Genomic DNA, 24,845 nt, shown 5'->3' with positions numbered 1-24,845 from the left:
AGCCGTCAGCGCGCGTCCTCCCCCCGTCCGGCGATCCGGCGCACGGTGTGCAGCAGGTACTCCTTGCGGTTGAGCGGATTGCGGTCGGTGCGCGGCCGGTCCGGCGGCGTGCCGACGACCGCCCGGTAGGAGTCGAAGTCGGTCTCCAGGACCCCTTCGCCGCGCGACAGGCCCGGGAGCCGCTGCTGCAGTTCGTGGACCCGCGCCGCCGGGATCTCACCTTCCAGCACACCGCTCGCACCGTTCACGGTCGGGGCCCCGGGGGCGGCGCGCAGCTGCGCGAGTACGGGCAGGACCGGGCCGAGCAGGTCCGCCGGGAACTCCAGGCGGAAGCGGTGCATCGGCTCGTACACCGTGGTACCGGCCTCCTTCAGCGCGCCCATCAGGACGAGCGGGGTCAGATTGCGGAAGTCCCCGGCGGTGCTCGACATGCTCTTGTCGAAAGCGGCATGGGAATGGCTCTGCCGGGGCCAGTAGCCGGAGTGCGTCATGGTGACGACGCAATCGGTGACCTGCCAGCCGTGCAGTCCCTGCCCCAGGGCCTCCACGACCGTCTCCTCCACGGCTCTCATCAGGGAGAACGGCATCGATCCGAGCTCCACCTCGCGCCGGTAGCCGATACCGCTGCCGACCGGGGCGGGGTCGACGCGGAGGCCGATGGTGGCGAGGAAGGGATTCGGATCCTGATCACCCACCTCGTACGCCGCACCGGTCCCGTTCGGCCGTTCCAGGCAGATGGTCGTGGTCCTGCGGAAGGTGACGTCGATGCCGAATTCGTCGGCGAGTGTCGCCTGGATGACTTCCTTCTGCACCTCGCCGTAGAGCGAGACGGACACGTCCTTCCGGATGCCGTCCTGTCGGAGGTTGATGAGGGGGTCCTGTTCGGCGAGTTGCGCCAGCGCCGCATGCAGCTCGCGACGGCTCGCCGGAGCGCAGGGGACCACGACCGATTCCAGCGTCGGCGGGGCGAACCAACGGCCCGGGGCGGTCGCGTCCGCTGCGCCGACCGGGTCGCCGATCCGGATGCCGCCCAGGCCCCGGAGCTTCGCGATCCGGCCCGCACCGACCGCTGCCGCGGGCCTGTCGGAGCCCCGATCGAAGACACTGATCGCGGTCACCTTCCCCTCGGCGCGCTCCTCGCCCCGGCCGAACGGCAGCCGGTCGCGGGTCCGTACCGTGCCCGAGAGCATCCGGACGTACGCGGTCTTCTCGCCGCCCGGACCCCGCTCCACCTTGAAGACGGTGCCCGAGACAGGACCGTCGACGTCGCCCTCGTCCGCCGGCAGCAGCTCCTTGATCCCGCGGATCAGAGCGTCCACCCCGGCCCCGGTGATCGCCGAGCCGAAGAACACCGGATGCACCAGGGCCCGCCCGGTCTGCACCGCCAGCTCTTCGCGCAGCCTGCTGTACGGGAGCGGTTCCGCGTTCTCGACGTACGCGGCGAGCAGCGTGTCGTCGTGGTCGGCGAGCAGCTCGGTCAGCCGGTCCGTGAAGTCCGTGTCGCCACCGGTGTACGGCGTGCAGCGGGCGTCCTGTCCACCGGGCCCGTAGACCGATCCCATGGCGAGCACCGCCGGGGTCAGCCTCTCGGAAATCCCTCGCAGCACGGATTCGTCCCGCGCACCGCCGCGATCGACCTTGTTCACGAAAATGAGCGTCGGAATGCGCAGGCGTTGCAGCGTCCGCATCAGCACACGGGTCTGCGCCTGCACGCCCTCCACGGCGGAGACGACCAGCACGGCGCCGTCGAGCACGTTCAGCACCCGTTCCACCTCGGCGATGAAATCCGGGTGGCCGGGTGTGTCGATCAGATTGACCGTGATGTCGTCGAGGGCGAACGAGACGACTGCGGACTTGATCGTGATGCCGCGTTGCCGCTCCAGCGCCAGGGAATCGGTCCGGGTACTGCCGTCGTCGACGCTGCCGATTTCGTCGATGACACCGGCTGTGTAAAGCAGCCGCTCGGTCAGGCTCGTCTTACCGGCGTCGATATGCGCCAGAATTCCCAGATTCAGCGTGTGCACGAAACTCCATGTTTTCGAGATCGGTGACAATTTCCGTCTGAATGAACATGAGAGTTCCGCGCATGATCTTCTCCTCCGACGATCGAGTGCTGCGGGCATTCCAGCAGGCGCCCACCGCACACGGCAACCGAATTACCGTCGGCCACGGCACACACGCGGCTCGGCGGGAGTGTCCGGGCCCCTTCCTCAACTCCCCGCCCGGCGGAAGACGTTGCTGTTCAGTGAAGAGCCACTCCGGTGCGCGGCAACACTCACGCCACTGGACGCAAAACCCGGCAAACGGGCGGAGGCCCGCCATCCAAACCTCACGCCGCACCTCGGTGCGTACCAACGGGTGATTATCTGCATTTCGCCACCCGAAGAGCCTCACCGCATAGCTCCAATGCGGCATTGCCGGATAGCTCCCGCCCGAATTTCGGCTAACGGTGAATCATGCCGCGACTGCGCCACATTGAGTCGACAACCAGTCGCTCTTCGCAGCGAGCGGCGGAAGGAATGTGTTCAGATGCGCTCTGCCCGCACACTGTTCGCTACGGCTGCCGTCACAGCCGTCCTCGCCCTCACTGGTCCCTCCGCCTACGCCCTGGCCTCGGCTGCGGTCTCGGGACCCGTGAACGCTTCCTCGTCGACGCAGGGCGACGAGCACGGGAAGTCCGAGAACGACCACAAGCACGGGAAGTCCGAGAACGACGAGCACGGGAAGTCCGAGCACGGCGGCTACGACGACGAAGAAGGCGGCAACGGCGACGACGAGCGCGGTTCCGGCAACGACGAGGGCGGTTCCGGCGACGACGAGGGCGGCTGGAGCAAGGACCAGGACAGCAAGCCTCAGGGCGGCGTCCAGACCGGTGGCGGCTTCATGGCCCGTGTCCTCACCTCCGAGGGCGGCCCCGGCGACGACGAAGACGAGCACGGCAAGCACGAAGGCAAGGACGAGGAGAAGGGCAAGCACGAGGGCAAGCACGAGGACGACTGGAGCAAGGACGAGGGCAAGCACGAGGAGAAGAAGGAAGGCAAGCACGAAGGCAAGCACGAGGGCAAGGACGAGGGCAAGGACGAGGACGAGGACGACTGGAGCAAGGACGAAGGCAAGCACGAGGAGAAGAAGGAAGGCAAGCACGAAGGCAAGCACGAGGGCAAGGACGAGGGCAAGGACGAGGACGACTGGGGCAACGACGAGGGCAAGGACGACGGCGGCTGGAGCAAGGACGACGACGACGACGAGGAGGAGGGCGGCTGGAGCAAGCACGAGTGGGAGGGCAAGCACAAGGGCAAGCACGAGGGCAAGCACGGCAGCATGCCCAGCGGCGCCGTCTCGGCCGGCGGCGGCGCCATGGCCGGCGTCATCTCCGGCGACCACGGTGACGACGAAGACGGCAACGGCGACGACGAGGGCGGCTGGAGCAAAGACCAGGACAGCAAGCCTCAGGGCGGTGTCCAGACCGGTGGCGGCGGAATGGCGATGACGGGCGGCAGCGGCCTGGCCGCCGGCTCGGCGCTGCTGCTCGGCGGCCTCGGCGCCGGTGCGTACACGCTGCGTCGTCGTCAGTCGACGGGTGGCGCGATCGCCTGACCCGGTTCAACGGCCGACCGGTCGTTCCCTGTGTCGCGGCCGTCGTCCCTCGGGGCGGCGGCCGCGGCGGCTTCGTTTACGCCCCCGGCCCCTCCTCCCCTCCGGCCGCTTCTTCCCACCTCCCCTCCGATCCTCCGGTCCTCCGACGCACGACCACGCACAACCGAAAGGCGCGTTCCCATGGCCGCCCCGCAGTTGCCCGGCTCCACCCCCGCACGTACTTCCCCCCGAACCACGCTAGGCCGCGCCTTGATGTGGCCCGCCATGGCAGCAGGGCTCGGCGCACTTCTCATCTACAACTCCATCAACCCGTTGGTCGACAACAAGCCACGGGTCCCGCCCACCGCCGCCGTCGCGCCCGCCGCACCTGGCGCACCCGCCTCACCCGAGGTTCTCGGCTCCCCTGCCACGCCCCGTACGGTCTCCCCGTCGCCGTCGCCGTCGCAGTCGCCCTCGCCGTCGCCGTCCGCCGTCGGGCCGACGATGCCGCGTTCCGTCCCCACTCGGTTGCAGATTCCGTCCCTCGCCGTCAACGCCCCGTTCACCCCCCTGTCCCTCGGCCCCACCGGCCAGCTGAACGCACCGCCCCCGAACGACAAGAACCTGGTGGGTTGGTTCAAGGGCGGTGCCACCCCCGGCGAGCTCGGTACCGCGATCGTGGCGGGCCATGTCGACACGACGACCGGCCCTGCCGTTTTTCTTCAGCTCCGGTTCCTCAAGCCCGGCTCCACGGTCGACATCACCCGTGCCGACGGCTCGGTCGCGACCTTCAGGGTCGACTCCGTCGAGACGTTCAAGAAGTCGGAGTTCCCGGACAAGCGGGTGTACGCCGACACCTCGTCCGCACAGTTGCGCCTGATCACCTGCGGAGGCCCGTACAACAGGGCCGTCAAGGAGTACGAGGACAACGTGGTGGCCTTCGCCCACCTCGACTCCCCCACGGAGGGCTGACGGCCCGGTCGGCGCCGCACCCGGGCCGGGGACGAGTCGGGGCGGAGGGAGACCAGTACCTCCTGCCTCCGGCAGCGCGTGGTACCCGGCCATGAACGGCGGCATCTGCGCCCGGACGTACCGCCGCTCCCCGGAGCAGCGGAGACCGCCGGAACGACGCCGCCCCCGGCCGGGGTTCCGGACGGGGGCGGTGTGCGGTGCGGATCGCCGCGGTGGGGCGGCTATCCGTTGCCGTCCAGGCCGATCACTACGGTCCGCTCGGCGGGCGTCGTGCCGAGCAGCGCGGTCTGCATGGCGTGCGCCACGTCGTCCGCACTGAGCTGGTGCTTCTTGCCGTCGCCCTTGGTGATCATGATGCCGTCGAAGACACCGTCGCAGAGGGTGTCGATGGCGTTCTTGTCGTAGTGCTCGACGAGCCTGCCCTTGACCGGCACCATCGTGAGGATCTGCGGCAACGACCTCGCCGGGCCGAACTGGATCTGCTTGGCACCGGCCTTGATGGTGATCAGGCCGGACATCGCGGGCTGCGCGAACTCCTTCATCGCCCGGTCCAGTTCGGCCTGGGTGATGGTGGGTTCGCGGGTGGTGACGGGCAGTTCGACGGTGGTCTTCCGGCCGGTCTGCACCTGAGCCCGGTAGGCGTCACGCACCGAGATCATCGACTGGTCGACGTCCAGCGCCTTGCCCGACTTCCCGGGTACGGCGACCACCTCGCCCGGCTCGAACCGGATCGTGCCGTCGTTGGCCGAGCCGGAGGCGCCCGCCAGGTCCGTCAGCGCGACACCGAGCTTCTCCTCGTCGACCGGGATGACCGGGTCGACGACGCGCTTGCCGCCGAACAGGGAGCCGATGACGGAGACGGGGTTGTAGTCGCTGCCCGCGGCGGAGCGCACGGTCTGCTGACTGTCCAGGCCGAGGCCGGCCTTGTCCGGCGCGAGCTCGGTCTCCTTGCCGTCCACGGACAGCTGGAGCGGGGCCTTGGCGCGCTCACCGAGGGCGGCCTCCAGCTTCGCGACGCCCTCCTCCTTCGTGCCGCCGCCGATGTCGACGCCGAGAACGGTGGTGCCCTTGGGGACGTCGGAGTGGTTCATCAGCAGCCCGGCGCCGTAGGCGACACCGAGCAGACCGACGACGCCGACGCCGAGGAGGACCAGCTTGGAGCGGCCCTTCTTCTTCGCGGGCGCGGGTGCCGGGGCGGAGTCCGCGGGGGCGGGTGCCGGCCGGGCGGGACCGCCGGGGCCGGCCGGACCGGTGCCCGTCACGCCGTCCGGGACGTGGGGCGCCGACTCGGTGCGCCCGCCGGCGGGGCCGCCCGGCTTCGGGAACAGGGACGGTGCACGGTTCTCCGACGGAACGACGGGGATGCCGCTGGTGAGCGTGTCACCGGAGACGTTCCCGCCCGGAGCGGCGGAGGCCGGGGCAGCGAACTGGGGCGTGAGCACCGCCGTGTCGTCGGACATCCGCGGGACCGCGCCACCGGGGACACCGGACCCCTTCGGGGCCGCGGGACCACTCGGGCCTGCCGGGCCTGAGCCGGGGCCCACCGGGCCGGGGCCGCCGAGGTCCGGAGTGAGGGACGAGGTGCCGGTGACCGGACCCGTGGTGGGGCCGGACGGCCCCGGTGTGCGCACCCCGAAGTTGGGCGTGGGGCGCTCGGGGGTGCCGGGGCTGTCGGGGACACCGGCACCGGGGCGGGGGGCGTCCTGGTCGCCCGTCCGCTGCGGGGCGTCCGAGAAGTACGGCAGGTCGGGGCGGGGCGGGGTGGGCGCGGCGCCCTTCGGGGCGTCGGCTCCACCGGCCGCGCCGCCGGCGGCCGAGGCGCTCGTCGGGGACTTGCGCGGGGCGAACCAGTCGCTGGCGCTCTTCTCCTTGGCCGGCTTGGCGGCGACCGGTTCCGCGGGCGCGGCAGCCACGCCCGGCTCGGCGGCCGGTGTGTCCGGCGCACCGCCCGACGCGGGCGTGCCGGGGCGCGGGATGCTGCCCGTGCGCTCGGTGTCGGTGCTGTCGGCGTCGCCCATGGGCGTACGCATCACGACCGGCGGGATGGGACGCGAGCCCGGAATGTTGATCCGGATGCGCGTCGTCAGCGTCGTCTCGGTCTTCGGCTCCTCGGACCGGGGCGGGTCCGCAGGTTCCGGGGCCCCCTCCGGGGCGTCCTGCGAAGGATGCAGCGACGGATACTGGCGGGATCCGTACGGCGGCGTCCCCGAGGGGTACGCGGCTCCTCCGCGCCCCTGGGGCCCGGAGGACGAACTGTCAGTTTCACGACTCAAAACAGGTTCTCCCGATTGGCTCCGCCGCCCGTACTTCCCCCATGCCGCAGGCCAGGGGACGGCTCGGCGCGCGAACCACCATACTGGCCGCCGCCCGCAGGTACCCCGCGACCGGGGCGGACGAGGGTGGGACCGCTGAGCGGAGAAGGGGCATTACGGGATCGGAGGTGGCACTTTACTTGCCGGATCGGCCGCTGCCGGCGCCGGGTTGAGGCGCTCGCGACATGGTGGCACAGATCACAGCGATCGCCATTCCGCCCAGCATGAAGAGGGTGAGGCCCAGTTCGTCGCCGAAGATGTAGTCACCCTCGGGTCGGCCACCGAGCAGAAGAACGATCGAAATCAGCCAGCCCGCCGCGGGTGCCAGCGCGCCGAGCTGGGTGCCGACGAGGCAGCGCCCGCCGTGGAACAGCCCCGCGCAGGCGATCAGCGCAAGCAGCAACCCCCCGGGGAACCATGCGGCTTGGACGAGCGCCCCGGCGATCCCGACGAGCGCGCCGAGGACGAGAAGGCCCACGTAGGCGGCGATCCGCCCGGGGCTGGGAGGTGCGGCGAGGCCGGTGGGCCCGGCGCTCCCGGAAAGCCCGCCGGGACGCGGTGTGCGCTGCTTTCCCCCGCTCATCGCTGCGCTCCCGGTACGCCGGCGAACAGATCGTCCTCGCGCGCCCCTCGAGGCGCCCCGGAGACGCCGTGCACCAACTCGTAGTACTCGGTGGTGAAGAGGGGCTGGCCGAGGTCGTTGGAGAGAGCGAAGAAGCTGCCGTCCACGGAGATCTGCGTGGCGTGGGCCCGCATCGCCGCGGCCTTGGCCGACGTGTGGGCGGAGCCGTCGATCTGCGCGGTGATCGTGGTGTCGTCGACCACACCCGGTACGTCGTCGAGGGTGGCGATCCCCGGGAAGGCGTCCGGTGCCGTGTCCCGCAGACGTACGAAGCCCGCTTCGGCGACCGAACGCGGCATGCGGTTCCAGTAGATCTTGTCGACGGTGTGCACCGCGCCCGCTCCGGTGCGGTACGCGGGATCGGCGGCGAGCTCCGCCGCACGCATCGCGACGCGGTGCGCCTGGATGTGGTCGGGGTGCCCGTAGCCGCCGTCGGGGTCGTAGGTGACGAGGACCTGCGGGCGCACCGAGCGGATCACCTCCACGAGGTACCCGGCCGCCTCGTCCACGTCCGTGCTCCAGAAGGCGCCGGGGCGGCGGTTCTGCTCGGCACCCATCATTCCGGAGTCACGGAAGCGGCCCGGGCCGCCGAGGAGCCGGTGGTCGCTGACCCCGAGTTCCTTCATGGCGGCGGCGAGTTCGCCCTGGCGGTAGGGGCCGAGCGCGTCGTCCCGGTCCGCGGCGAGATGGGCGAGCTCGGGCGGGATGACCTCGCCCTCCTCGCCGAGCGTGCAGGTCACCAGGGTGACCTGGGCACCTTCGGCCGCGTACTTGGCCATGGTGGCGCCGTTGTTGATCGACTCGTCGTCCGGGTGCGCGTGCACCAGAAGCAGACGCCGGGCGGGATGGTCCGTCATGGGGACCACCCTACGAGCCGGACGGGCCGGACCGCGCCGCCGGACTGCCGTCCTCGCCCGAAGAGCTGCCGCGCGGTGCCCGGTGGGTGCGCCCGCACGGCCTGGGTCCGGCCGTGGTCCGGGCGCACGCGGAACGTTCCGGCCGTGCGGCGTGCGTGCGCGTCGGACGCCGCACTCCGATGGGGAACCGGCCGCCCCCTGCACGGGCCGCCGGCGAACCGGGGCTCAGAACTTGATGCTTCCGATCATTCCCGCCACGTTCGTGGTCAGGTCCGAGATGGTGGGCGCAATGGACGAGCTGGCGAGATAGAAACCGAGCAGCGCGCAGACCACCGCATGTCCCCCCTTCAGTCCGGCTTTCCGGATCAGCAGGAAGACGACGATCGCCAGCAGCACCACCGCCGAAATCGAGAGTGCCACGGCGGTTCACCTCCATCAGTACGGTCGGGACGGTCAGCACACATGGAGCCAGCAGGTTCATACCCACCGAGCGCTACGGATCATAACTATCCGTCGCACCGCATTGTTCGGGGCACAGCAGCACGAGGGGCGCACGACCGGGCGGTCGGGGGCCGGCATCTTCCGTCTGGATCATGCCGGATCAGGGGGGACCCCGCGAGCCGGGTGTGATCCAGGCGAAAAGCACTAGGTTCGGGCCCATGACTTCGCAGAAGATCTCGTTTCCCCGTCAGCACGCCAGGACGATGCGATTCACCCTCGGTGCTCCCCGCGCGTTCACGGTTTCACCCGACGGGGAGCGCGTGGTGTTCCTGCGGTCGGGCTCGGGCACGGACCGGTCGGGCCGGCTGTGGGTGCTGGACCTGCCCCCGGGAGAGGCGCCGAAGGAACGCCTGGTCGCCGATCCGCAGACCCTGCTGGGCGGTTCGGCGGAGCGCCTGTCGGCCCAGGAGCGGGCCCGGCGCGAGCGCAGCCGGGAGGGTTCCGCCGGGATCGTCGGCTACGCGGTCGACGAGGCGGCCGAGTTGGCCGCCTTCGCGCTCTCCGGGAAGGTGTACGTCGCGGAGTTGCGGGCGGGTACGGCGCGTGCGCTGCCGGTGCCGGGTCCGGTGATCGACCCGCGGCCGTCGCCCGACGGGCGCCACATCGCCTATGTCGCGAAGGGGGCGCTGCGCGTCGTGGGCGCGGAGGGCGACGGGGACCGGGCGCTCGCGGAATCGGAGGACGAACACGTCTCCTACGGCCTCGCGGAGTTCATCGCGGCCGAGGAGATGCAGCGCTCGCGGGGCTTCTGGTGGTCGCCGGAGTCGGACCGACTGCTGGTCGCCCGGGTCGACGACAGCCCGGTGCGGCGGTGGTGGATCGCGGATCCCGCACACCCGGACCGCAGGCCGGCCGAGGTCGCGTATCCCGCGGCGGGAACGCCCAACGCGGAGGTGCGGCTCTTCCTGACGGGCCTGGACGGTGCCCGCACCGAAGTGGTGTGGGACCGCGCCCGCCACCCGTATCTGGCGCAGGTGCACTGGTCGTCGGCCGGGGCTCCGCTGCTGCTCGTGCAGGCCCGTGACCAGCAGAGCCAGCTCTATCTCGCGGTGGACACCGAGAGCGGCGCGACGCGGACGGTGCATGTCGACGAGGATCCGGTCTGGCTGGACCTCTTCCCCGGCGTGCCCGCCTGGGCGCCGGACGGGCGGCTCGTGCGGATCGCGGACGAGGGCGGGGCGCGGGTGCTCGCGGTCGGCGACCGGCTGCTGACCGGGGCGCAGTTGCAGCTCCGGGCGGTGCTGGACATCGGTGGGTCGGATGTCCTGATCGCGGCGTCGGCGGGCGAGGAGGCCGCCCTTCCGGAGATCGGCGAGACCCATGTGTACCGGGTCAACGAGCTGGGTGTCGAGCGGATCTCCGAGGAGGCGGGGGTGCATTCGGCTGTCCGCGCGGGCGGGGTGACAGTGCTGGTCTCCCAGGTGCCGGACCGGCCGGGGGCCCGTGCCGACGTGCTCCGGGACGGGCGGCGGATCGCCACCGTCGCGAGCCATGCGCAGGAGCCGGTCCTGTCGGCACGGGCACATCTGACCGAGGGGGGCGCACGGCGGATTCCGTGCGCCGTACTGCTCCCCGAGGGGTACAAGGAGTCGGACGGCCCCCTTCCGGTCCTCATGGACCCGTACGGCGGCCCGCACGGCCGACGGGTGCTCGCCGCGCACAATCCGCATCTGACCTCCCAGTGGTTCGCCGACCAGGGCTTCGCCGTGGTCGTCGCGGACGGCCGGGGCACACCGGGACGTTCGCCGGCCTGGGAGAAGGCCGTCAAGAACGACCTCGCCCTCACCGTGGACGACCAGATCGAGGCGCTGCACGCACTGGCCGGACGGTTCCCGCTGGACCTCGGGAAGGTGGCGATCCGGGGCTGGTCGTTCGGCGGCTATCTGGCGGCGCTGGCGGTGCTGCGGCGGCCGGACGTCTTCCATGCGGCGGTGGTGGGCGCGCCGGTCACCGACCAGCGGCTGTACGACACCCACTACACGGAGCGCTATCTCGGCGACCCGGCGCAGCAGCCGGAGGTGTACGCACACAACTCGGTGCTGACGGACGAGGGACTCTCCGAGGCCGCCCACCAGGCCCGGCCGATGATGATCATTCACGGTCTGGTGGACGACAACGTGGTGGTGGCCCACGCACTGCGGCTGTCGTCGGCGCTGCTGGCGGCCGGACGCCCGCATGAGGTGCTGCCGCTCAGCGGGGTGACGCACATGACGCCGCAGGAGCAGGTGGCGGAGAATCTGCTGCTGCTCCAAGTCGACTTCCTGAAGCGGTCGTTGGGTCTCATCGGGTGATCCGGCCGGGTCCGTCGGGCGGTCGGTTCCGAGGCTCCCGTCACCAGCCGGGCGGTGGCTGGGACGGGGGCGGCGGACCGAAGGCACCGGGCGGCGGATAGCCGTATCCAGGGCCGTATCCCGGGCCGTATCCCGGACCGAAGCCCGGACCGAAGCCCGGGTGGTGCGGTCCGGGTGATTGGACGGTGCCCCGCTGGGCCAGCACGACGAGCACCGTCGCACTGGCGGCCAACTGGAAGAACCAGGTCGCCACCGTGAGTTGGTCCTCGATCGACAGGTCGGCGAAGTGGGCGAGCAACCTGTAGTGCACGCTGTGGACCACTCCCGTCACCCCACCGGTCACCAGCAGACCGGCAGCGATCAGACCGAACGGCCGCGCGTGCACGGCACGGAAGAGCGCGCTCACGGCCACGAACAGACACAACAGCACGATGAGCAGGTCGCTCCAGCCCGGCGGCGGGCCGATCAGCCTCTGGAAGACCTGGGTCCCGCCCACGTACCACTCCGGAAAGATCCGGGGGAATCTCACCAACTGGCGGATCTCCCAGCCGATCGTGACCGCACCCGAGGCACCCAGCAGCAGAAAGGTGGTCACACTCACGCCCGTGCCCGGCCGGGTCGGGGTGGACTCGGCGAAGTCCAGCGACGGCCTGCGTCCGGCCCCCGCGGTGATGAAGAGCGCGATGCCTCCTGCCAGGGCCGCGAAGGCGCAGATCAGCGCGCGGGTACGGAGGTCGTCGGAGAAGCGGGCACTCATTCCGGAGCCACCGATGGTCCAGATCCCAGGCAGCCGCACAGCGATCGTCACCGCTCCGGTGGCGACCAGGGCGGTGGCGGCCACCGCGGACCGCAGGGACGCGACGGCGGCGACGACGTACACCACGAGCAGCGTCACGTCCTCGGCCGAGGTGACGGGCATGCTGGAGGTCCGCGCGTCGTAACCGACCCAGTACCGCACCAGATACACCGGGCCGCCGACCACCGTGAGGTCCCGGACGATCCATCCTGCGACGATCACCGCGAGCAGGGCGCAGAGTACGGCGCCGGTGATCCTTGCCCCCCGAGTGAGTACCACCCGAGCGATACTCCACCGCCGCCGCCCACCGGGCAAGGGAATCGGCCCAGGGGTGCGCGAACGGGCAACCGGCCGGGAAGACCTGATGGCCCCCGGCCGGTTCACGGCACCCGCACGGCCGTACGCCCACCATGCTGACGCGTCCGTATATCGGACGTGAGACGGCCGAGTTGCCCGCACGTTAACGAATACGCGATCAGCCGGTCCTACCGCTTCCGGCGGACGGCGGCCCGCCCTCCTCACCCGCGGCGTCCCCGCGGTCCGGCTCCCGCGCCTCTTCCTCGCCTCCGGCATCCGCCGCCGTCTCCCCCGGCGTCGCCGGCCGTCCCTCCGGCGGCACCACCTGCTTCTCCTCCGCGAAGTGGCAGGCCGCATCGTGGGCGGCCGGGGTGTCCAGCAGCCGGAAGACCTCCGGGACCGCCAGCAGCGGCACCTCCCGTTCGCACCGCTCCCGCGCCTTCCAGCAGCGGGTGCGGAAGCGGCAGCCGGAGGGCGGGTTGGCGGGCGAGGGGACGTCACCGTGCAGGATGATCCGCTCCCGGTGCTCACGGGCCGTCGGGTCCGGCACCGGGACGGCGGACAGCAGCGCCTGTGTGTACGGATGCGTGGGGTGTTCGTAGATCTGTTCGTCGGTGCCCGTCTCGACGATCCGGCCCAGGTACATCACGGCCACCCGGTCGGAGATGTGCCGGACGATCGACAGGTCGTGTGCGATGAAGACGTAGCTCAGTGCGAACTCCGCCTGGAGCCGGTCCAGCAGGTTGACGACCTGCGCCTGCACGGAGACGTCGAGGGCGGAGACGGGCTCGTCGGCGACGATGATCTCGGGGTTCAGGGCGAGGCCGCGGGCGATGCCGATGCGCTGGCGCTGACCGCCGGAGAACTGGTGCGGATAGCGGTTGACGTACGTCGGGTCGAGTCCCACCACGTCCAGCAGATCCTGGACCCTTCTGCGCCGCTCGCCCTTCGGGGCCGCCTCGGGGTGGATCTCGTACGGCTCCCCGATGATGTCGCCGACCGTCATCCGGGGGTTGAGGGAGGTGTACGGGTCCTGGAACACCATCTGGATGTTGCGGCGCACGGCCTTCAGCGCGCGCCCCGACAGCGTGGTGATGTCCTCGCCCTTGTACCGGATCGCGCCGGCGGTCGGCCGTTCCAGATGCACCAGCATCCTGGCCACGGTCGATTTGCCGCAGCCCGACTCCCCCACGATGCCGAGCGTCTCGCCCGCCGCGAGGTCGAAGGAGACGCCATCGACCGCCTTGACGGCACCGATCTGTTTCCTGATGAGGATGCCCCGGGTCAGCGGATAGTGCTTGACCAGATCGCGCACCTCCAGGAGGGGTTCGCCGCCTGAGGGGGTGCTCCCGTGTTCAGCGCGCATCGAGCGTCTCCTTCCAGAAGTAGCAGGCGCTCGCCCGGTCCTCCGTCACCTCGAAGAGGGGCGGGACCTCGCCCCGGCAGATCTCCTGCGCCAACGGGCAGCGCGGATGGAAGGCGCAACCGGCCGGGATGCGCAGCAGGTTGGGCGGCAGGCCCTTGATCGCGTACAGCGCGTGGCCCTTCTGGTCCAGGCGCGGGATCGACCGGAGCAGGCCCTGGGTGTAGGGGTGCGCGGGGCGCTGGTAGATCTCGTGGACCGGGGAGGTCTCGACGATCCGGCCCGCGTACATCACCGCGATCCTGTCGGCGACGTCCGCGACGACACCGAGGTCGTGGGTGATCAGGATCAGGCCCATGCCGAGCTCGCGCTGGAGCTCGGCCAGCAGGTCCATCACCTGGGCCTGGACGGTCACGTCGAGCGCGGTGGTGGGTTCGTCGGCGATGATCAGGTCCGGCTCCAGCGCCAGCGCCATGGCGATCATGATGCGCTGGCGCATACCGCCGGAGAACTGGTGCGGGTAGTTCCCGACGCGTTCCCTGGCGGCCGGGATACGGACCCGGTCCATCAGTTCGACGGCCTTCGCCCGGGCGTCCCTGCGGGACATGCCGCGGTGGACGACGAACATCTCACCGAGCTGTTCCCCCACGCTGAGCACGGGGTTGAGGGAGGAGAGCGCGTCCTGGAAGATCATGGCCATCTCCTGGCCGCGGATCCTCCGGCGCTCGTCCTTCTTCATCGTGAGCAGATCGCGGCCCTTGAAGAGGATCTCGCCGCCGCTGATCCTTCCCGGGGGCATGTCGAGAATGCCCATGATCGCCTGTGCGGTGACCGACTTGCCGGAGCCGGACTCGCCGAGGACGGCCAGCGTCTCCCCCGCGGACACCGAGTAGCCGACACCGTTGACGGCTCTGACGACCCCGTCGCGGGTGTCGAACTCCACGTGCAGATCGCGCACTTCGAGCAACATGGCGGCGGACTCCTCAGCGCAGCTTGGGGTCGAGGGCGTCGCGCACCGCGTCGCCGAGCATGATGAAAGCGAGCACCGTGACGGCCAGCGCCCCGGCGGGCCAGAGCAGCATGTGCGGGGCGTTGCGGATGTACGGGGACGCGGCGGAGATGTCGATGCCCCAGGAGACGGCCGGGGGTTTCAGGCCGACGCCGAGGAAGGAGAGGGTGGCCTCCAGGGAGATGTACGTGCCGAGCGCGATGGTCGCGACCACGATCACCGGCGCGACGGCGTTCGGGGCGATGTGCCGCAGCAGCATCCGCGCGTCGGACGCGCCGAGCGCGCGTGCGGCCTGTACGTAGTCGTTCTGTTTGACGGTGATCACGGAACCCCGGGCGATACGGGCGACCTGGGGCCAGCCCAGCAGCACGATGAAGCCGATCACCGGCCAGACGGTGGAGCTGGTGACCACGGAGAGGAAGACCAGGCCGCCGAGGACCACCGGGATTCCGAAGAAGACGTCGGTGATGCGGGAGAGGACCGCGTCCCACCAGCCGCCGAAGAATCCGGCCAGACCGCCGAGCAGGCCACCGAGCAGGGTGACGCCCAGGGTGGCGCAGATGCCGACCGTGACCGAGTTCCTGGCCCCGTAGACGGTGCGGGTGTAGACGTCGCAGCCCTGTCCGTCGAAGCCGAAGGGGTGGCCTGGCTGCGAGCCCTGCTGGGCCCTGCCCAGGTTGCAGTTGAGGGGGTCCTGGTCCGCGATCAGCGACGGCCAGAGCGAGATGATCACCAGGAAGAGGATGATCAGGGCCGAGACGACGAAGACCGGGTTGCGGCGCAGGTCCCGCCAGGCGTCGGACCACAGGCTGCGTGGTTTCTCGGCAGGGCCGGTGCCTTCGGGGCCGCCCGGGAGCCTTTCGAGGGTGGCGCCCTCCTCCAGGGCGAGGTCCATCGCGCCTCCTGCCCCGGCCGGTGCGATCACCTCGTCCGGTGTCTTCTCAGGCATAACGGATCCTCGGGTCGAGTACGGCGTACAGCAGGTCGACGATCAGGTTCGCCGCCAGGAAGACGAGGACCAGAACGGTGACGAACCCGACGACGGTCTGGGAGTTCTGGCGCAGGATGCCCTGGTAGAGCTGGTAGCCGACGCCGTGGATGTTGAAGATGCGCTCCGTGACGATGGCACCGCCCATCAGGGCGCCCACGTCCGTACCGATGAAGGTGACGACGGGGATCAGCGAGTTCCGCAGCAGATGCCGGACGACGACGCGTCGTCTGGGCAGCCCCTTGGCCACCGCGGTGCGGACGTAGTCGGCGCGGGCGTTCTCGGCGATCGAGGTCCGGGTGAGCCGGGTGACGTACGCCAGGGAGACGGAGGCGAGGACGAGCCCGGGGACGAGGAGTTCGTCGAGCGGAGCCCCGGACGAGACGGAGGGTCTGATGACGCCCCACTGCACCCCGAGGAGGAGTTGCAGCAGCAGTCCGGTGACGAAGGTCGGGATGGAGATGACGACCAGGGTCAGGATGAGCACGGTGGTGTCGACGGGGCGGCCGCGGCGCAGACCGGTGACGACTCCGAGGCTGATGCCGATGACGATCTCGAAGACGATCGCGACGACGGTGAGCCGGATCGTGACGGGGAAGGCGGTCGCCATCAGCTCGGTGACCCTCTGTCCGTTGAACGCGGTGCCGAAGTCGCCGGTGAAGACATGGCCCATGTAGGTGAGGTATTGCTGCCACAGCGGCTTGTCGAGGCCGAACTCCGCGCGGAGCTGGGCCGTGGTCGCCGGATCGCACCGGCGTTCTCCGCAGAGGCCCGCGATGGGGTCACCCATCACATTGACCATGAGGAAGATCAGCAGCGTGGTGCCGAAGAAGACCGGGATCATCTGCAGCAGCCGCCGGATCACATAACGTCCCATGAAGGGCTCCGGGGGTCGCGGGGGTCAGAGGCGCGGGACGGAGGGAGCGGTGCGCGGCGGGATGCGGCGGCCTGGTACCGGGGACGCACCGGCCGCCCGTCCCCGCCAGGTCACTTGACCTTGATCCGCTCGTACACCGGGACGCTGAACTGGTTCAGCGCCACGTCGGTGATCCGCTCCGAGTAGCCGGCGCTGCCGTTCTGGTACCAGAGCGGGATGACGGGCATCTGCTCGACCAGGACCTTCTCCGAGTCCTGGAACGTGGCGACCGCCTTCGCCTTGACGGGCTCGGCGTTGGCCTTGTTGACGAGATCGTCGAACTTCCTGTTGCTCCACTTGCCGTCGTTGGACGAGGCGTCGGTGTAGTACACCGGCTGCAGGAAGTTCTGGATCAGCGGATAGTCCATCTGCCAGCCGGCCCGCCAGGCCCCGGTCAGCTTCTGCTGGGAGACCTGACTGCGGAAGTCGGCGAAGGTGCCGATGGGGGCGCCGACGCAGGCGTTGTTGTTCCCCAGCACCCTGTTGATGCTGTTGCAGACGGCGTCGACCCACTCCTTGTGGGAGCCCGAGTCCGCGTTGTACGAGATCGTGAACCGGCCGCCCGGGATGCCGCCGCCCTCCTGGATCAGCTTCTTGGCGTTCGCCGCGTCGTACTGGCAGGGCGCGCCGCACAGTCCCTTCTTGAAGCCGCCGCTCGCGCCGAGGACCGGGGAGGTCCAGTCGGAGGCTGGGGTGCGGGTCTTCCGGAAGATCTGGTCGGTGATCTGGTCACGGTTGATCGCCATCGACAGGCCCTGACGGACCTTGATGCCGCCGGGGGTGTCCCACTTCTTGTCGTAGAAGGGGAAGGCCAGGGTCTGGATGATGCCGGCCGGGGTGTTGATGTACCGGTTGCCGAGGTCCGCCCGGACGTTCTGCAGTTGCGAGGCGGGCACGTCGTCCACGAGGTCGAGGTTGCCGGCCGTCAGGTCGGTGTAGGCGGTGTTGTTGTCGGTGTAGACATTGAGGTCGATGCCCCCGTTCTGCGCCTTGTCCGCGCCGGGGTACGCGTCCCACTTGCGCAGTTGCATCGACGAGCCCTTGGTGTACGTCTTGACGGCGTACGGTCCGTTGCCGATCGGCTTGGCCAACCAGGCGGCGTGGTCGGTGAAGAAGGCCCTGGGCAGCGGGGCGAAGGCGGGGTAGCCGAGGGTGTCGGGCCAGAGGGAGAACTTCTGCGACAGCTTGACGGTGAAGGTTCTGTCGTCGACGAGCTTGAGGCCGCTGAGCGTCTGGGCGGTGGCGCTGCCGCTTTCGGGGTGGACCTTGTCGTAGCCGTCGATGTAACCGAAGAAGTAGGCGTTCTTCTGGTTGTTCTTCAGCAGGGCGCCGTAGTTCCAGGCATCCACGAACGACTTCGCCGTGATCTTCTCGCCGTTGCTGAAGGTCCAGCCGTCCTTCACGGTGATCGTGAAGTTCTGGTTGTCCTGGGTGGCGATCCTCTCGGCGAGCATGTCGGTGGCCGCGCCGGTCTTCGGGTCGTACTTCTTGAGCCCCCGGAAGATCATGTCGAGGACCTTGCCGCCCTGCACCTCGTTGGTGTTCGAGGGCTCCAGCGGGTTCTGCGGGTCGCCCCAGGAGGAACTCACGATCCCGTTGGCACCCCCGCCACCGGCACCACTGCTGCCGCCTCCACTGCATGCCGTCGCCGCAAGAGCGACGGTCACCGCGGCTGCGGCCCACCTGGCCTGTGTGGCTACGCGCATGGAGCGCCTCCTTGGGGTATTCGACACACGTAAGGCCAAATATCACCTCGGAACAGCACCCATGCGGCACGTCTTCACCCGTACGCGTGGATGTATCACCGGTCCGTGCGAGTGCCCCGCATAACGAAGTGGACGCACCCATGACCGGACGCTGCCGCCCGGGTCGCCCCGAATGCCCCGCTCCCCGAACTCGGCGTCCATCCACGGGACATCCATCTTTTGTCAAGTTCAGGTCAACAACCTAAAGATCGCGTGCGGACTTTCAGATCCGATTGACCGTTGTCAACTCGATTGATTGGGTCCGTTCCAACCCCTTGGCTCCTCCTGCTGGAGAAGGCCAATCTCCGTACGGGGACAGGAGCTCGATGACCACGCCATCCCCGGCCCCCATCGCCCCGGCGGACACCACCGTCACCGGAGCCGTTGAGGAGCCCCGGCCGCAGGCCCCGACAAAGGCGCCGCCGCACGGAGTCCGGGCCAGCTCGCCTGGCGGCGATTCAGGCGCGACCGCACCGGCGTCGTGTCCGCCTATGTGGTCGTCTTCTTCTTTCTGGTGGCTGCCTGCGCACCACTGATCTCCAAGGTCTACGGCAAGGATCCGTACACGACCTACGGTCAGGACCAGGATGGCTTGCTCAACGACTTCGGATTCCCCATCCAGCCCAACGGTGGAATCAGCGGCGACTTCTGGTTCGGCATCGAACCTCAACTCGGCCGCGATCTCTTCACCTTCCTCATCTACGGCATCCGTAACTCGCTCTTCATCGCCGGTGCGACAACACTCCTGGTGACCGTCCTCGGCATCGTGATCGGCATCACCGCCGGGTACGTGGGCGGCAAGACCGACTACATCATCGGCCGAGTCATCGACATCCTGCTGGCGTTCCCCTCGACGCTGTTCTTCATCGCGTTCTGGCCGGTGCTCATATCGATCCTGGTCTCGCCGGAGGAATCCACTCCGATCTGGCTGACCGTCACCAGCCTCATCCTGGTGATGACAGCGTTCGGATGGGCATCCATCGCCCGGCTTCTGCGCGGTGAGGTACTCGCCCTGCGCGAGCGGGAGTTCGTCGAGGCGGCGAAGGTGACCGGCGCCTCGCCCGCCCGGATCGTCTTCAAGGAACTGCTGCCCAACCTGTGGACGCCGATCCTCATCCAGGCGACCCTCGCTCTTCCCATGTTCGTGACCGCCGAAGCCGGACTCGCCTTCCTGGGTGTCGGACTGACCCAGAAGACGCCCGACTGGGGCGTGATGCTCCAACGCGGCGCCGACGTCTACCAGGACGACATCACCTTCATGCTCTTTCCGGGCGTATCGATGGTGGTCTTCGTCCTCGCCTTCAATCTCCTCGGCGACTCGGTACGCGACGCTCTCGACCCGAAGACCAAGCGCTGACCGTTCCGCCCCGGGCCGGAGCGACCGGGCTCCGCCGGGCCACTTCGACCCTCACCATCGACCAGGGCAGGTTGCCATGTCTCTCTCCCGCAGAAACTTCGTCATCGCCACATCCGTCGCGGCGGGCGGTTCTCTCGTTCTCTCCGCGTGCAGCAGCGGTGACGCGGGCGGAGGAGGCGGCAAGGGAACCCCGCACGTGGGCGCCACCGAGTACACCGGCGCCACCGTCAAGATCGGCACCAAGGAGGACTCGACCGGCCCCGCTCCGGAGGTCCCCGGTGCCCGGAAGGGCGGGACGATCTACGGCGTCTCCGAGGACGACTTCTCCCACCTCGACCCACAGCGCATCTACTTCGCGTTCAACTCCACTGCGGCGCTCATGTTCGCGCGCGGTCTCACCGGTTACCAGATCGACCTCAAGGGCAAGCTGACCCTGGTCGGCGACCTCGCCACCGACGTGGGCACCGCCTCCGCCGACAACAAGACCTGGACCTTCACGCTGAAGGACGGGCTCAAGTGGGAGGACGGCAGCGAACTGACGGTGGAGGACGTCCGCCACGGCATCGAGCGTTCCTGGGCTCCGTTCGTCACCGAGGGCGCCGCCTACGTCCAGCAGGCGCTCACGGGGAAGGGCAACTGGCGCGACGGTTACGAAGGCCCGTACGGCGGCAAGCACCTTGCGTCGATCGTGACCGACAAGGCGAAGAAGACGATCACCTTCACGTTGCAGGAAGCCCGTCCGGACTTCAACTTCACGCTCGCCATGAGCTCGTACGCGGCCACGCCGGTGAAACTGGACACCAAGGAGAAGTACGACAAGCAGCCCGTCTCCTGCGGTCCGTACATCGTCAAGCACCGGGCCATCGACAAGTCGATGACGCTGACCCGCAACAAGCACTGGGACCCCGCGACGGACCCGATTCGCAACGCTTACCCGGACAGCTTCGAGTTCGAGTTCGGCCCCACCTCTCTGGAGTCCACGGACCGCTTCATCGCGGACCAGGGCAAGGACCAGCAGATGGTCTCCATCTACAAGTCGATCCCGGCCGAGCGCATACAGAAGGTGCTCACCGACCCGGAGTTGAAGAAGCGCACGTTCGACGGCCTGCTCACCGGCACGTACTACTACGCGATCAACTGCAAGCGCATCACGGACGTCGAGGTACGCAAGGCACTCAACACCGCCTGGCCACTCGAACAGATCCGAAAGATCTACGGCGGACCGTCCGCGGGCGACTACGCGACCACCATCCTCAGCCCGGACATCCTGGGCCGCGAGGAGTTCGACCTCTACGGCAAGCTGAAGACTCCCCAGGGAGACGCCGAGGCTGCCAAGGCGATCCTCAAGAAGGCCGGCAAACTCGGCCAGAAGGTCGTCTACGCCTACCCGCAGAGCCCGACCTACGACAAGACAGCCGTAGTGGTCGAGAACGCGCTCAAGAAGGCCGGTTTCAAGCCCGTCATCAAGGCCGTGGACTCGACCTCCTACTACGACCAGGTCCAGCAGATCAACAACAGCTTCGACGTCATGTGGTTCGGCTGGGCTCCGGACTGGCCGACGGCGTACACCATGATCCAGCCGCTCTTCGACAGCGCCTCCATCGGCAACGGCCAGAACAACGTCTCCCAGGTCAAGGTCGACTGGATCGACGCGGCCATCAAGGAGAACGTCGTCATCACCGACCAGAAGAAGGCCGGTGCCGCCTGGGCCGCGCTGGACAAGCGGATCATGGACGAGGTCGTCCCGATCATCCCGGAGACCTTCCAGCGGCGGTTCTACCTGTACGGGTCCAAGGTCGGCGGCGCCATGATGGACCCGCTGCTCTCCGCGACGCTGCTCTACAAGACATACGTCAAGGCCTGACGAACGGCCCCCGCGGGGGTACGGGCGACTCTCCCGCAGGGTCGCCCACCCCCTCCTCCCCCTCGGCATCCGTCAGGAATACCCACTGCCATGCTGCGCTTCCTCATTCGCCGTGTCCTCGGCGCCGCGGTCATCCTGCTGATCATCAGCGCCCTCGTCTTCGTCCTCTTCTACACCGCCCCGCGCGACCCCGCCCGAGTCGCCTGCGGCAAGATCTGCACCCCCGAGACACTCGCGCTGGTACGGCACAACCTGGGGATCGCCGACCCGGTTCCGGTGCAGTACTGGCACTGGCTGCAAGGAATCTTCGTCGGCCGCGAATACGAGTCGTACGGACACTGTCCCGCCCCCTGCCTGGGGTACTCGTTCATCAACCGCGAGCCGGTCTTCGGCACCATCGTGGACCGCTTCCCGACCACCCTTTCGCTCTCCATCGGCAGCGCGTTCGTCTTCGTCGTCTTCGGCGTCGGCACCGGCATGCTCGCCGCGGTCAAGCAGGGCAAGCTTCTCGACAAGGTCGCTTCCTCCGCGTCGCTGATCGGCTCCTCGATGCAGATCTACATCGTCGGCGTGGTCGCCATGTACTTCCTCACCGACCAGATGCACCTGCTGGACCGGCCCAGCTACACACCGTTCACCGAGGATCCCGGCGCCTGGTTCTCCGGGCTGCTGCTGCCCTGGCTGGTCCTCTCCGTCATCTTCACCGCCAACTACACCCGCATGGCCCGGTCCCAACTGGTGGAGTCACTCAGCGAGGACTACGTGCGGACGGCACGCGCCAAGGGCCTGTCCCGCCGGACCGTCTTCTTCCGGTTCGCCTGGCGCGGAGCCATGGGCCCGATCGTCACCATCTTCGGTCTCGACCTCGGTGTACTTCTCGGCGGCGCGATCATCACCGAGAAGACCTTCAGCCTCCAGGGCATCGGCGCGCTCTCGGTCAAGGCCGTCTCGACCAATGATCTGCCGACCCTCCTCGGCGTGATGATGGTGGCCGCCGCCGCGATCGTGATCCTCAACATCGTCGTCGACGCCGTCTATGCCCTCATCGACCCGCGCATCCGCCTCGCCTAGGGAGAGATCCAGTGAGCACCCCCTTCCTCTCCGTACGAGATCTGCGCGTGCACTTCTCCACCGAGGACGGCGTCGTCCGGGCCGTCGACGGCCTCTCCTTCGACGTGGAGAAGGGCAGGACCCTCGGCATCGTCGGCGAGTCCGGCTCCGGAAAGTCCGTCACCAATCTGACGATCCTGGGCCTGCACCACCCCGAACACACCGAGATCGACGGCGAGATCCTGCTCGACGGCCAGGATCTGCTCGCCGCACCGGAGCGGGAGCTGGAACGCCTGCGCGGCAACAAGATGGCCATGATCTTCCAGGACGCGCTGGCCTCGCTGTCGCCGTACCACACCATCGGCAGACAGATCGGTGAGACGTACCGCAAGCACACCGGCGCCTCCAAGCGGGAGGCACGGGCCCGCACCGTCGAGATGCTCACCAAGGTGGGCATACCGCAGCCCGATCTGCGGGTGGACGACTATCCGCACCAGTTCTCCGGCGGTATGCGTCAGCGCGCGATGATCGCCATGGCGCTGGTCTGCGACCCGGAGCTGCTGATCGCGGACGAGCCGACGACCGCGCTGGATGTCACCGTGCAGGCCCAGATCACGGACCTGCTCAAGGACCTCCAGCAGGAGACCGGCACCGCAATCATCTTCATCACCCACGACCTCGGTGTCATCGCCGACATCGCCGACGACGTGCTCGTGATGTACGGCGGCCAGTGTGTGGAACGCGGCACCAAGAAGGAGGTGCTGCGGGCACCCCAACACCCGTACACCTGGGGTCTGCTGGGGTCCATGCCGAGCCTCGACGGACCGGTCGACATACCGCTGTCACCGATCCCCGGCTCCCCGCCGAGTCTGCTCAACCCGCCGACCGGCTGCCGCTTCCACCCCCGGTGTTCGTTCACCGAGCAGGTCGGGGGCGGGCGCTGTGCGACCGACCAGCCGCCGCTGGAGCTGGTGGACGGGCGCGGGGCCGCCTGCCATCTCACGCCGGAGCAGCGCACCGCGCTCTTCGCCGGCCTCGTCGACACCCGGCGCAACTGACGTACAAGAGACGGGACTTCACCACTATGAGCAGCACCGATCCGCTCCTGGACGTCTCCGGGCTCACCAAGTACTTCCCGATCAAGGGGGGCTTCCCGATCCGGCGGACGGTCGGCGCGGTCCGGGCCGTCGACGGACTGGACTTCACCGTGGGCGCGGGCGAGAGCCTGGGCCTGGTCGGCGAGTCCGGCTGCGGCAAGTCGACGACCGGCCGGCTGATCACCCGGCTGCTGGAGCCGACGGCCGGCACGATCACCTACCGCGGACAGGACATCACCCACGCCTCCCGCAAGCAGTTGGCCCCGGTCCGCTCCGAGATCCAGATGATCTTCCAGGACCCGTACGCCTCGCTGAACCCGCGGCAGACCGTCGGCAAGATCATCGCCGCTCCGATGGAGATCAACGGCATCGCCCCGGCGGGGGGCCGCGAGGCACGCGTACGGGAACTGCTGGAGATCGTCGGGCTCAACCCGGAGCACTACAACCGCTTCCCGCACGAGTTCTCCGGTGGCCAGCGGCAACGTATCGGAGTGGCCCGGGCGCTCTCCATGGAGCCGAAGCTGATCGTGGCCGACGAGCCGGTCTCGGCGCTCGACGTGTCGATCCAGGCCCAGGTGGTGAACCTGCTGCAGAAGCTGCAGCAGGAGCTCGGTATCGCGTTCCTCTTCATCGCGCACGATCTCGCCGTCGTCCGCCACTTCTCGCAGCGCGTGGCCGTCATGTACCTCGGCCGGATCGTGGAGATCGCCGACCGGGACGCCCTGTACGGCAACCCGCGCCACCCGTACACCAGGGCGCTGCTCTCCGCCGTGCCCGACGCGACGGCCGACGAGGCGACACCCCGGGAGCGCATCCTGCTCACCGGCGATGTGCCCTCCCCGGTCAATCCGCCCTCCGGTTGCCGCTTCCGCACCCGTTGCTGGAAGGCGACGGACCTGTGCGCCGGCGAGGCACCGCCGCTGGTCCGGGTCGAGGGCAGCCGGGACGGACATCTGACGGCCTGCCACCACCCCGAGGACTCCCGGTCCGTGGCGTCCGTCCCGAAGGTCCGTACGGCCTCGGACGGGCCGAAGTCCGACCAGGGTTCGGGGGACATCGAGGCCGGGGCCTGAGCCTCTGACCCGGCCCCCGGAGGTGTCTTCCCGGGCGCCGGTCATGACGCAGGCGGCCCGGAACCCGGGTCGCCCTCTACCTCGCGATCACCATGGCGCCCTTCACCCTCCTCGCGCCGGTGATCGGCCCGCTCCTGGACCGCCTGCCGCACGGCCGCC

At 69.2% G+C, this 24,845-nt stretch carries 18 protein-coding genes and 1 pseudogene; 8 read left to right on the top strand and 11 right to left on the bottom strand.

All coding sequences use genetic code 11. The features are described 5' to 3' along the window. Positions 1 to 5: 5 nt before the first annotated feature. Complete coding sequence (locus AB0L71_RS25780) at positions 6 to 2,024, bottom strand: translation factor GTPase family protein (RefSeq protein WP_365247248.1); 2,019 nt, start codon at positions 2,022 to 2,024, stop codon at positions 6 to 8. Between the two features lie 505 nt (positions 2,025 to 2,529). Between AB0L71_RS25780 and AB0L71_RS25775 the strand changes: the two genes are divergently transcribed. Continuing rightward, positions 2,530 to 3,597, top strand: a complete 1,068-nt coding sequence (locus AB0L71_RS25775; RefSeq protein WP_365247246.1) for a hypothetical protein — start codon at positions 2,530 to 2,532, stop codon at positions 3,595 to 3,597. 180 nt (positions 3,598 to 3,777) lie between these two features. Beyond that, complete coding sequence (locus AB0L71_RS25770) at positions 3,778 to 4,548, top strand: class F sortase (protein WP_365247244.1); 771 nt, start codon at positions 3,778 to 3,780, stop codon at positions 4,546 to 4,548. A 221-nt stretch (positions 4,549 to 4,769) separates the two neighbouring features. Here AB0L71_RS25770 and AB0L71_RS25765 read toward each other — a convergent pair whose 3' ends face one another. From AB0L71_RS25765 to AB0L71_RS25750, 4 genes are all read right to left on the bottom strand, one after another. Then, on the bottom strand, positions 4,770 to 6,821 hold the full coding sequence (locus AB0L71_RS25765; RefSeq protein ID WP_365247242.1) for a hypothetical protein: 2,052 nt from the start codon (positions 6,819 to 6,821) through the stop codon (positions 4,770 to 4,772). A gap of 175 nt (positions 6,822 to 6,996) precedes the next feature. After that, positions 6,997 to 7,443: a DUF6113 family protein gene (locus AB0L71_RS25760; RefSeq protein ID WP_365247240.1), complete on the bottom strand. Its 447-nt coding sequence runs from the start codon at positions 7,441 to 7,443 to the stop codon at positions 6,997 to 6,999. Beyond that, positions 7,440 to 8,339 carry an N-acetyl-1-D-myo-inositol-2-amino-2-deoxy-alpha-D-glucopyranoside deacetylase gene (mshB, locus tag AB0L71_RS25755; RefSeq protein WP_365247238.1) on the bottom strand — a complete coding sequence of 300 codons (900 nt, stop codon included), beginning with the start codon at positions 8,337 to 8,339 and terminating at the stop codon, positions 7,440 to 7,442. Before mshB ends, AB0L71_RS25760 begins: the two co-directional genes overlap by 4 nt. A 225-nt stretch (positions 8,340 to 8,564) precedes the next feature. Continuing rightward, positions 8,565 to 8,759 (bottom strand): hypothetical protein, encoded by a 195-nt coding sequence (locus AB0L71_RS25750; RefSeq protein WP_365247236.1) that lies wholly within the window; start codon positions 8,757 to 8,759, stop codon positions 8,565 to 8,567. 239 nt (positions 8,760 to 8,998) lie between these two features. Between AB0L71_RS25750 and AB0L71_RS25745 the strand changes: the two genes are divergently transcribed. Continuing rightward, complete coding sequence (locus AB0L71_RS25745; protein WP_365247234.1) at positions 8,999 to 11,131, top strand: prolyl oligopeptidase family serine peptidase; 2,133 nt, start codon at positions 8,999 to 9,001, stop codon at positions 11,129 to 11,131. A gap of 40 nt (positions 11,132 to 11,171) precedes the next feature. Here AB0L71_RS25745 and AB0L71_RS25740 read toward each other — a convergent pair whose 3' ends face one another. The 6 genes from AB0L71_RS25740 to AB0L71_RS25715 form a co-directional block, all read right to left on the bottom strand. Further along, on the bottom strand, positions 11,172 to 12,206 hold the full coding sequence (locus AB0L71_RS25740; RefSeq protein ID WP_365247232.1) for a hypothetical protein: 1,035 nt from the start codon (positions 12,204 to 12,206) through the stop codon (positions 11,172 to 11,174). A gap of 196 nt (positions 12,207 to 12,402) precedes the next feature. Beyond that, positions 12,403 to 13,590, bottom strand: a complete 1,188-nt coding sequence (locus AB0L71_RS25735; protein ID WP_365247230.1) for a dipeptide ABC transporter ATP-binding protein — start codon at positions 13,588 to 13,590, stop codon at positions 12,403 to 12,405. Beyond that, positions 13,580 to 14,557 carry an ABC transporter ATP-binding protein gene (locus tag AB0L71_RS25730; protein ID WP_365247228.1) on the bottom strand — a complete coding sequence of 326 codons (978 nt, stop codon included), beginning with the start codon at positions 14,555 to 14,557 and terminating at the stop codon, positions 13,580 to 13,582. The genes AB0L71_RS25735 and AB0L71_RS25730 overlap by 11 nt, the downstream gene beginning before the upstream one ends. A 13-nt stretch (positions 14,558 to 14,570) precedes the next feature. Further along, positions 14,571 to 15,545: an ABC transporter permease gene (locus AB0L71_RS25725; protein ID WP_365247226.1), complete on the bottom strand. Its 975-nt coding sequence runs from the start codon at positions 15,543 to 15,545 to the stop codon at positions 14,571 to 14,573. Further along, positions 15,538 to 16,461, bottom strand: coding sequence for an ABC transporter permease (locus AB0L71_RS25720; RefSeq protein ID WP_365247224.1), 924 nt, complete (start codon positions 16,459 to 16,461; stop codon positions 15,538 to 15,540). Before AB0L71_RS25720 ends, AB0L71_RS25725 begins: the two co-directional genes overlap by 8 nt. 110 nt (positions 16,462 to 16,571) lie before the next feature. Continuing rightward, complete coding sequence (locus AB0L71_RS25715) at positions 16,572 to 18,206, bottom strand: ABC transporter substrate-binding protein (RefSeq protein ID WP_365247222.1); 1,635 nt, start codon at positions 18,204 to 18,206, stop codon at positions 16,572 to 16,574. A 365-nt stretch (positions 18,207 to 18,571) separates the two neighbouring features. Here AB0L71_RS25715 and AB0L71_RS25710 point away from each other — a divergent pair. From AB0L71_RS25710 to AB0L71_RS25690, 5 genes and pseudogenes are all read left to right on the top strand, one after another. Next, a pseudogene (locus AB0L71_RS25710) lies at positions 18,572 to 19,602 on the top strand (ABC transporter permease). Positions 19,603 to 19,678: 76 nt separating this feature from the next. Continuing rightward, positions 19,679 to 21,466, top strand: coding sequence for an ABC transporter substrate-binding protein (locus AB0L71_RS25705; RefSeq protein ID WP_365247220.1), 1,788 nt, complete (start codon positions 19,679 to 19,681; stop codon positions 21,464 to 21,466). A 90-nt stretch (positions 21,467 to 21,556) separates the two neighbouring features. Then, entirely contained in the window at positions 21,557 to 22,537 is a 981-nt protein-coding gene (locus AB0L71_RS25700) for an ABC transporter permease (protein WP_365247218.1), read from the top strand. Between the two features lie 11 nt (positions 22,538 to 22,548). Then, entirely contained in the window at positions 22,549 to 23,574 is a 1,026-nt protein-coding gene (locus AB0L71_RS25695) for an ABC transporter ATP-binding protein (RefSeq protein WP_365247216.1), read from the top strand. 26 nt (positions 23,575 to 23,600) lie between these two features. Further along, positions 23,601 to 24,686, top strand: a complete 1,086-nt coding sequence (locus tag AB0L71_RS25690) for a dipeptide ABC transporter ATP-binding protein (RefSeq protein WP_365247214.1) — start codon at positions 23,601 to 23,603, stop codon at positions 24,684 to 24,686. Positions 24,687 to 24,845 lie beyond the last annotated feature (159 nt).

Source organism: Streptomyces sp. NPDC052052, from assembly GCF_040680455.1.
In the GTDB taxonomy this organism is placed as follows: domain Bacteria; phylum Actinomycetota; class Actinomycetes; order Streptomycetales; family Streptomycetaceae; genus Streptomyces.
This window is presented reverse-complemented; position numbering and strand designations above follow the sequence as displayed.

Excerpts from the sequence above, each read along its gene's own strand:
- AB0L71_RS25735 (WP_365247230.1), bottom strand. The coding sequence starts at position 13,590 with ATGCGCGCTGAACACGGGAGCACCCCCTCAGGCGGCGAACCCCTCCTG.
- AB0L71_RS25730 (WP_365247228.1), bottom strand. The coding sequence starts at position 14,557 with ATGTTGCTCGAAGTGCGCGATCTGCACGTGGAGTTCGACACCCGCGAC.
- AB0L71_RS25770 (WP_365247244.1), top strand. The coding sequence starts at position 3,778 with ATGGCCGCCCCGCAGTTGCCCGGCTCCACCCCCGCACGTACTTCCCCC.
- AB0L71_RS25720 (WP_365247224.1), bottom strand. The coding sequence starts at position 16,461 with ATGGGACGTTATGTGATCCGGCGGCTGCTGCAGATGATCCCGGTCTTC.
- AB0L71_RS25705 (WP_365247220.1), top strand. The coding sequence starts at position 19,679 with ATGTCTCTCTCCCGCAGAAACTTCGTCATCGCCACATCCGTCGCGGCG.
- AB0L71_RS25775 (WP_365247246.1), top strand. The coding sequence starts at position 2,530 with ATGCGCTCTGCCCGCACACTGTTCGCTACGGCTGCCGTCACAGCCGTC.
- AB0L71_RS25760 (WP_365247240.1), bottom strand. The coding sequence starts at position 7,443 with ATGAGCGGGGGAAAGCAGCGCACACCGCGTCCCGGCGGGCTTTCCGGG.
- mshB (WP_365247238.1), bottom strand. The coding sequence starts at position 8,339 with ATGACGGACCATCCCGCCCGGCGTCTGCTTCTGGTGCACGCGCACCCG.
- AB0L71_RS25725 (WP_365247226.1), bottom strand. The coding sequence starts at position 15,545 with ATGCCTGAGAAGACACCGGACGAGGTGATCGCACCGGCCGGGGCAGGA.
- AB0L71_RS25715 (WP_365247222.1), bottom strand. The coding sequence starts at position 18,206 with ATGCGCGTAGCCACACAGGCCAGGTGGGCCGCAGCCGCGGTGACCGTC.
- AB0L71_RS25700 (WP_365247218.1), top strand. The coding sequence starts at position 21,557 with ATGCTGCGCTTCCTCATTCGCCGTGTCCTCGGCGCCGCGGTCATCCTG.
- AB0L71_RS25745 (WP_365247234.1), top strand. The coding sequence starts at position 8,999 with ATGACTTCGCAGAAGATCTCGTTTCCCCGTCAGCACGCCAGGACGATG.
- AB0L71_RS25690 (WP_365247214.1), top strand. The coding sequence starts at position 23,601 with ATGAGCAGCACCGATCCGCTCCTGGACGTCTCCGGGCTCACCAAGTAC.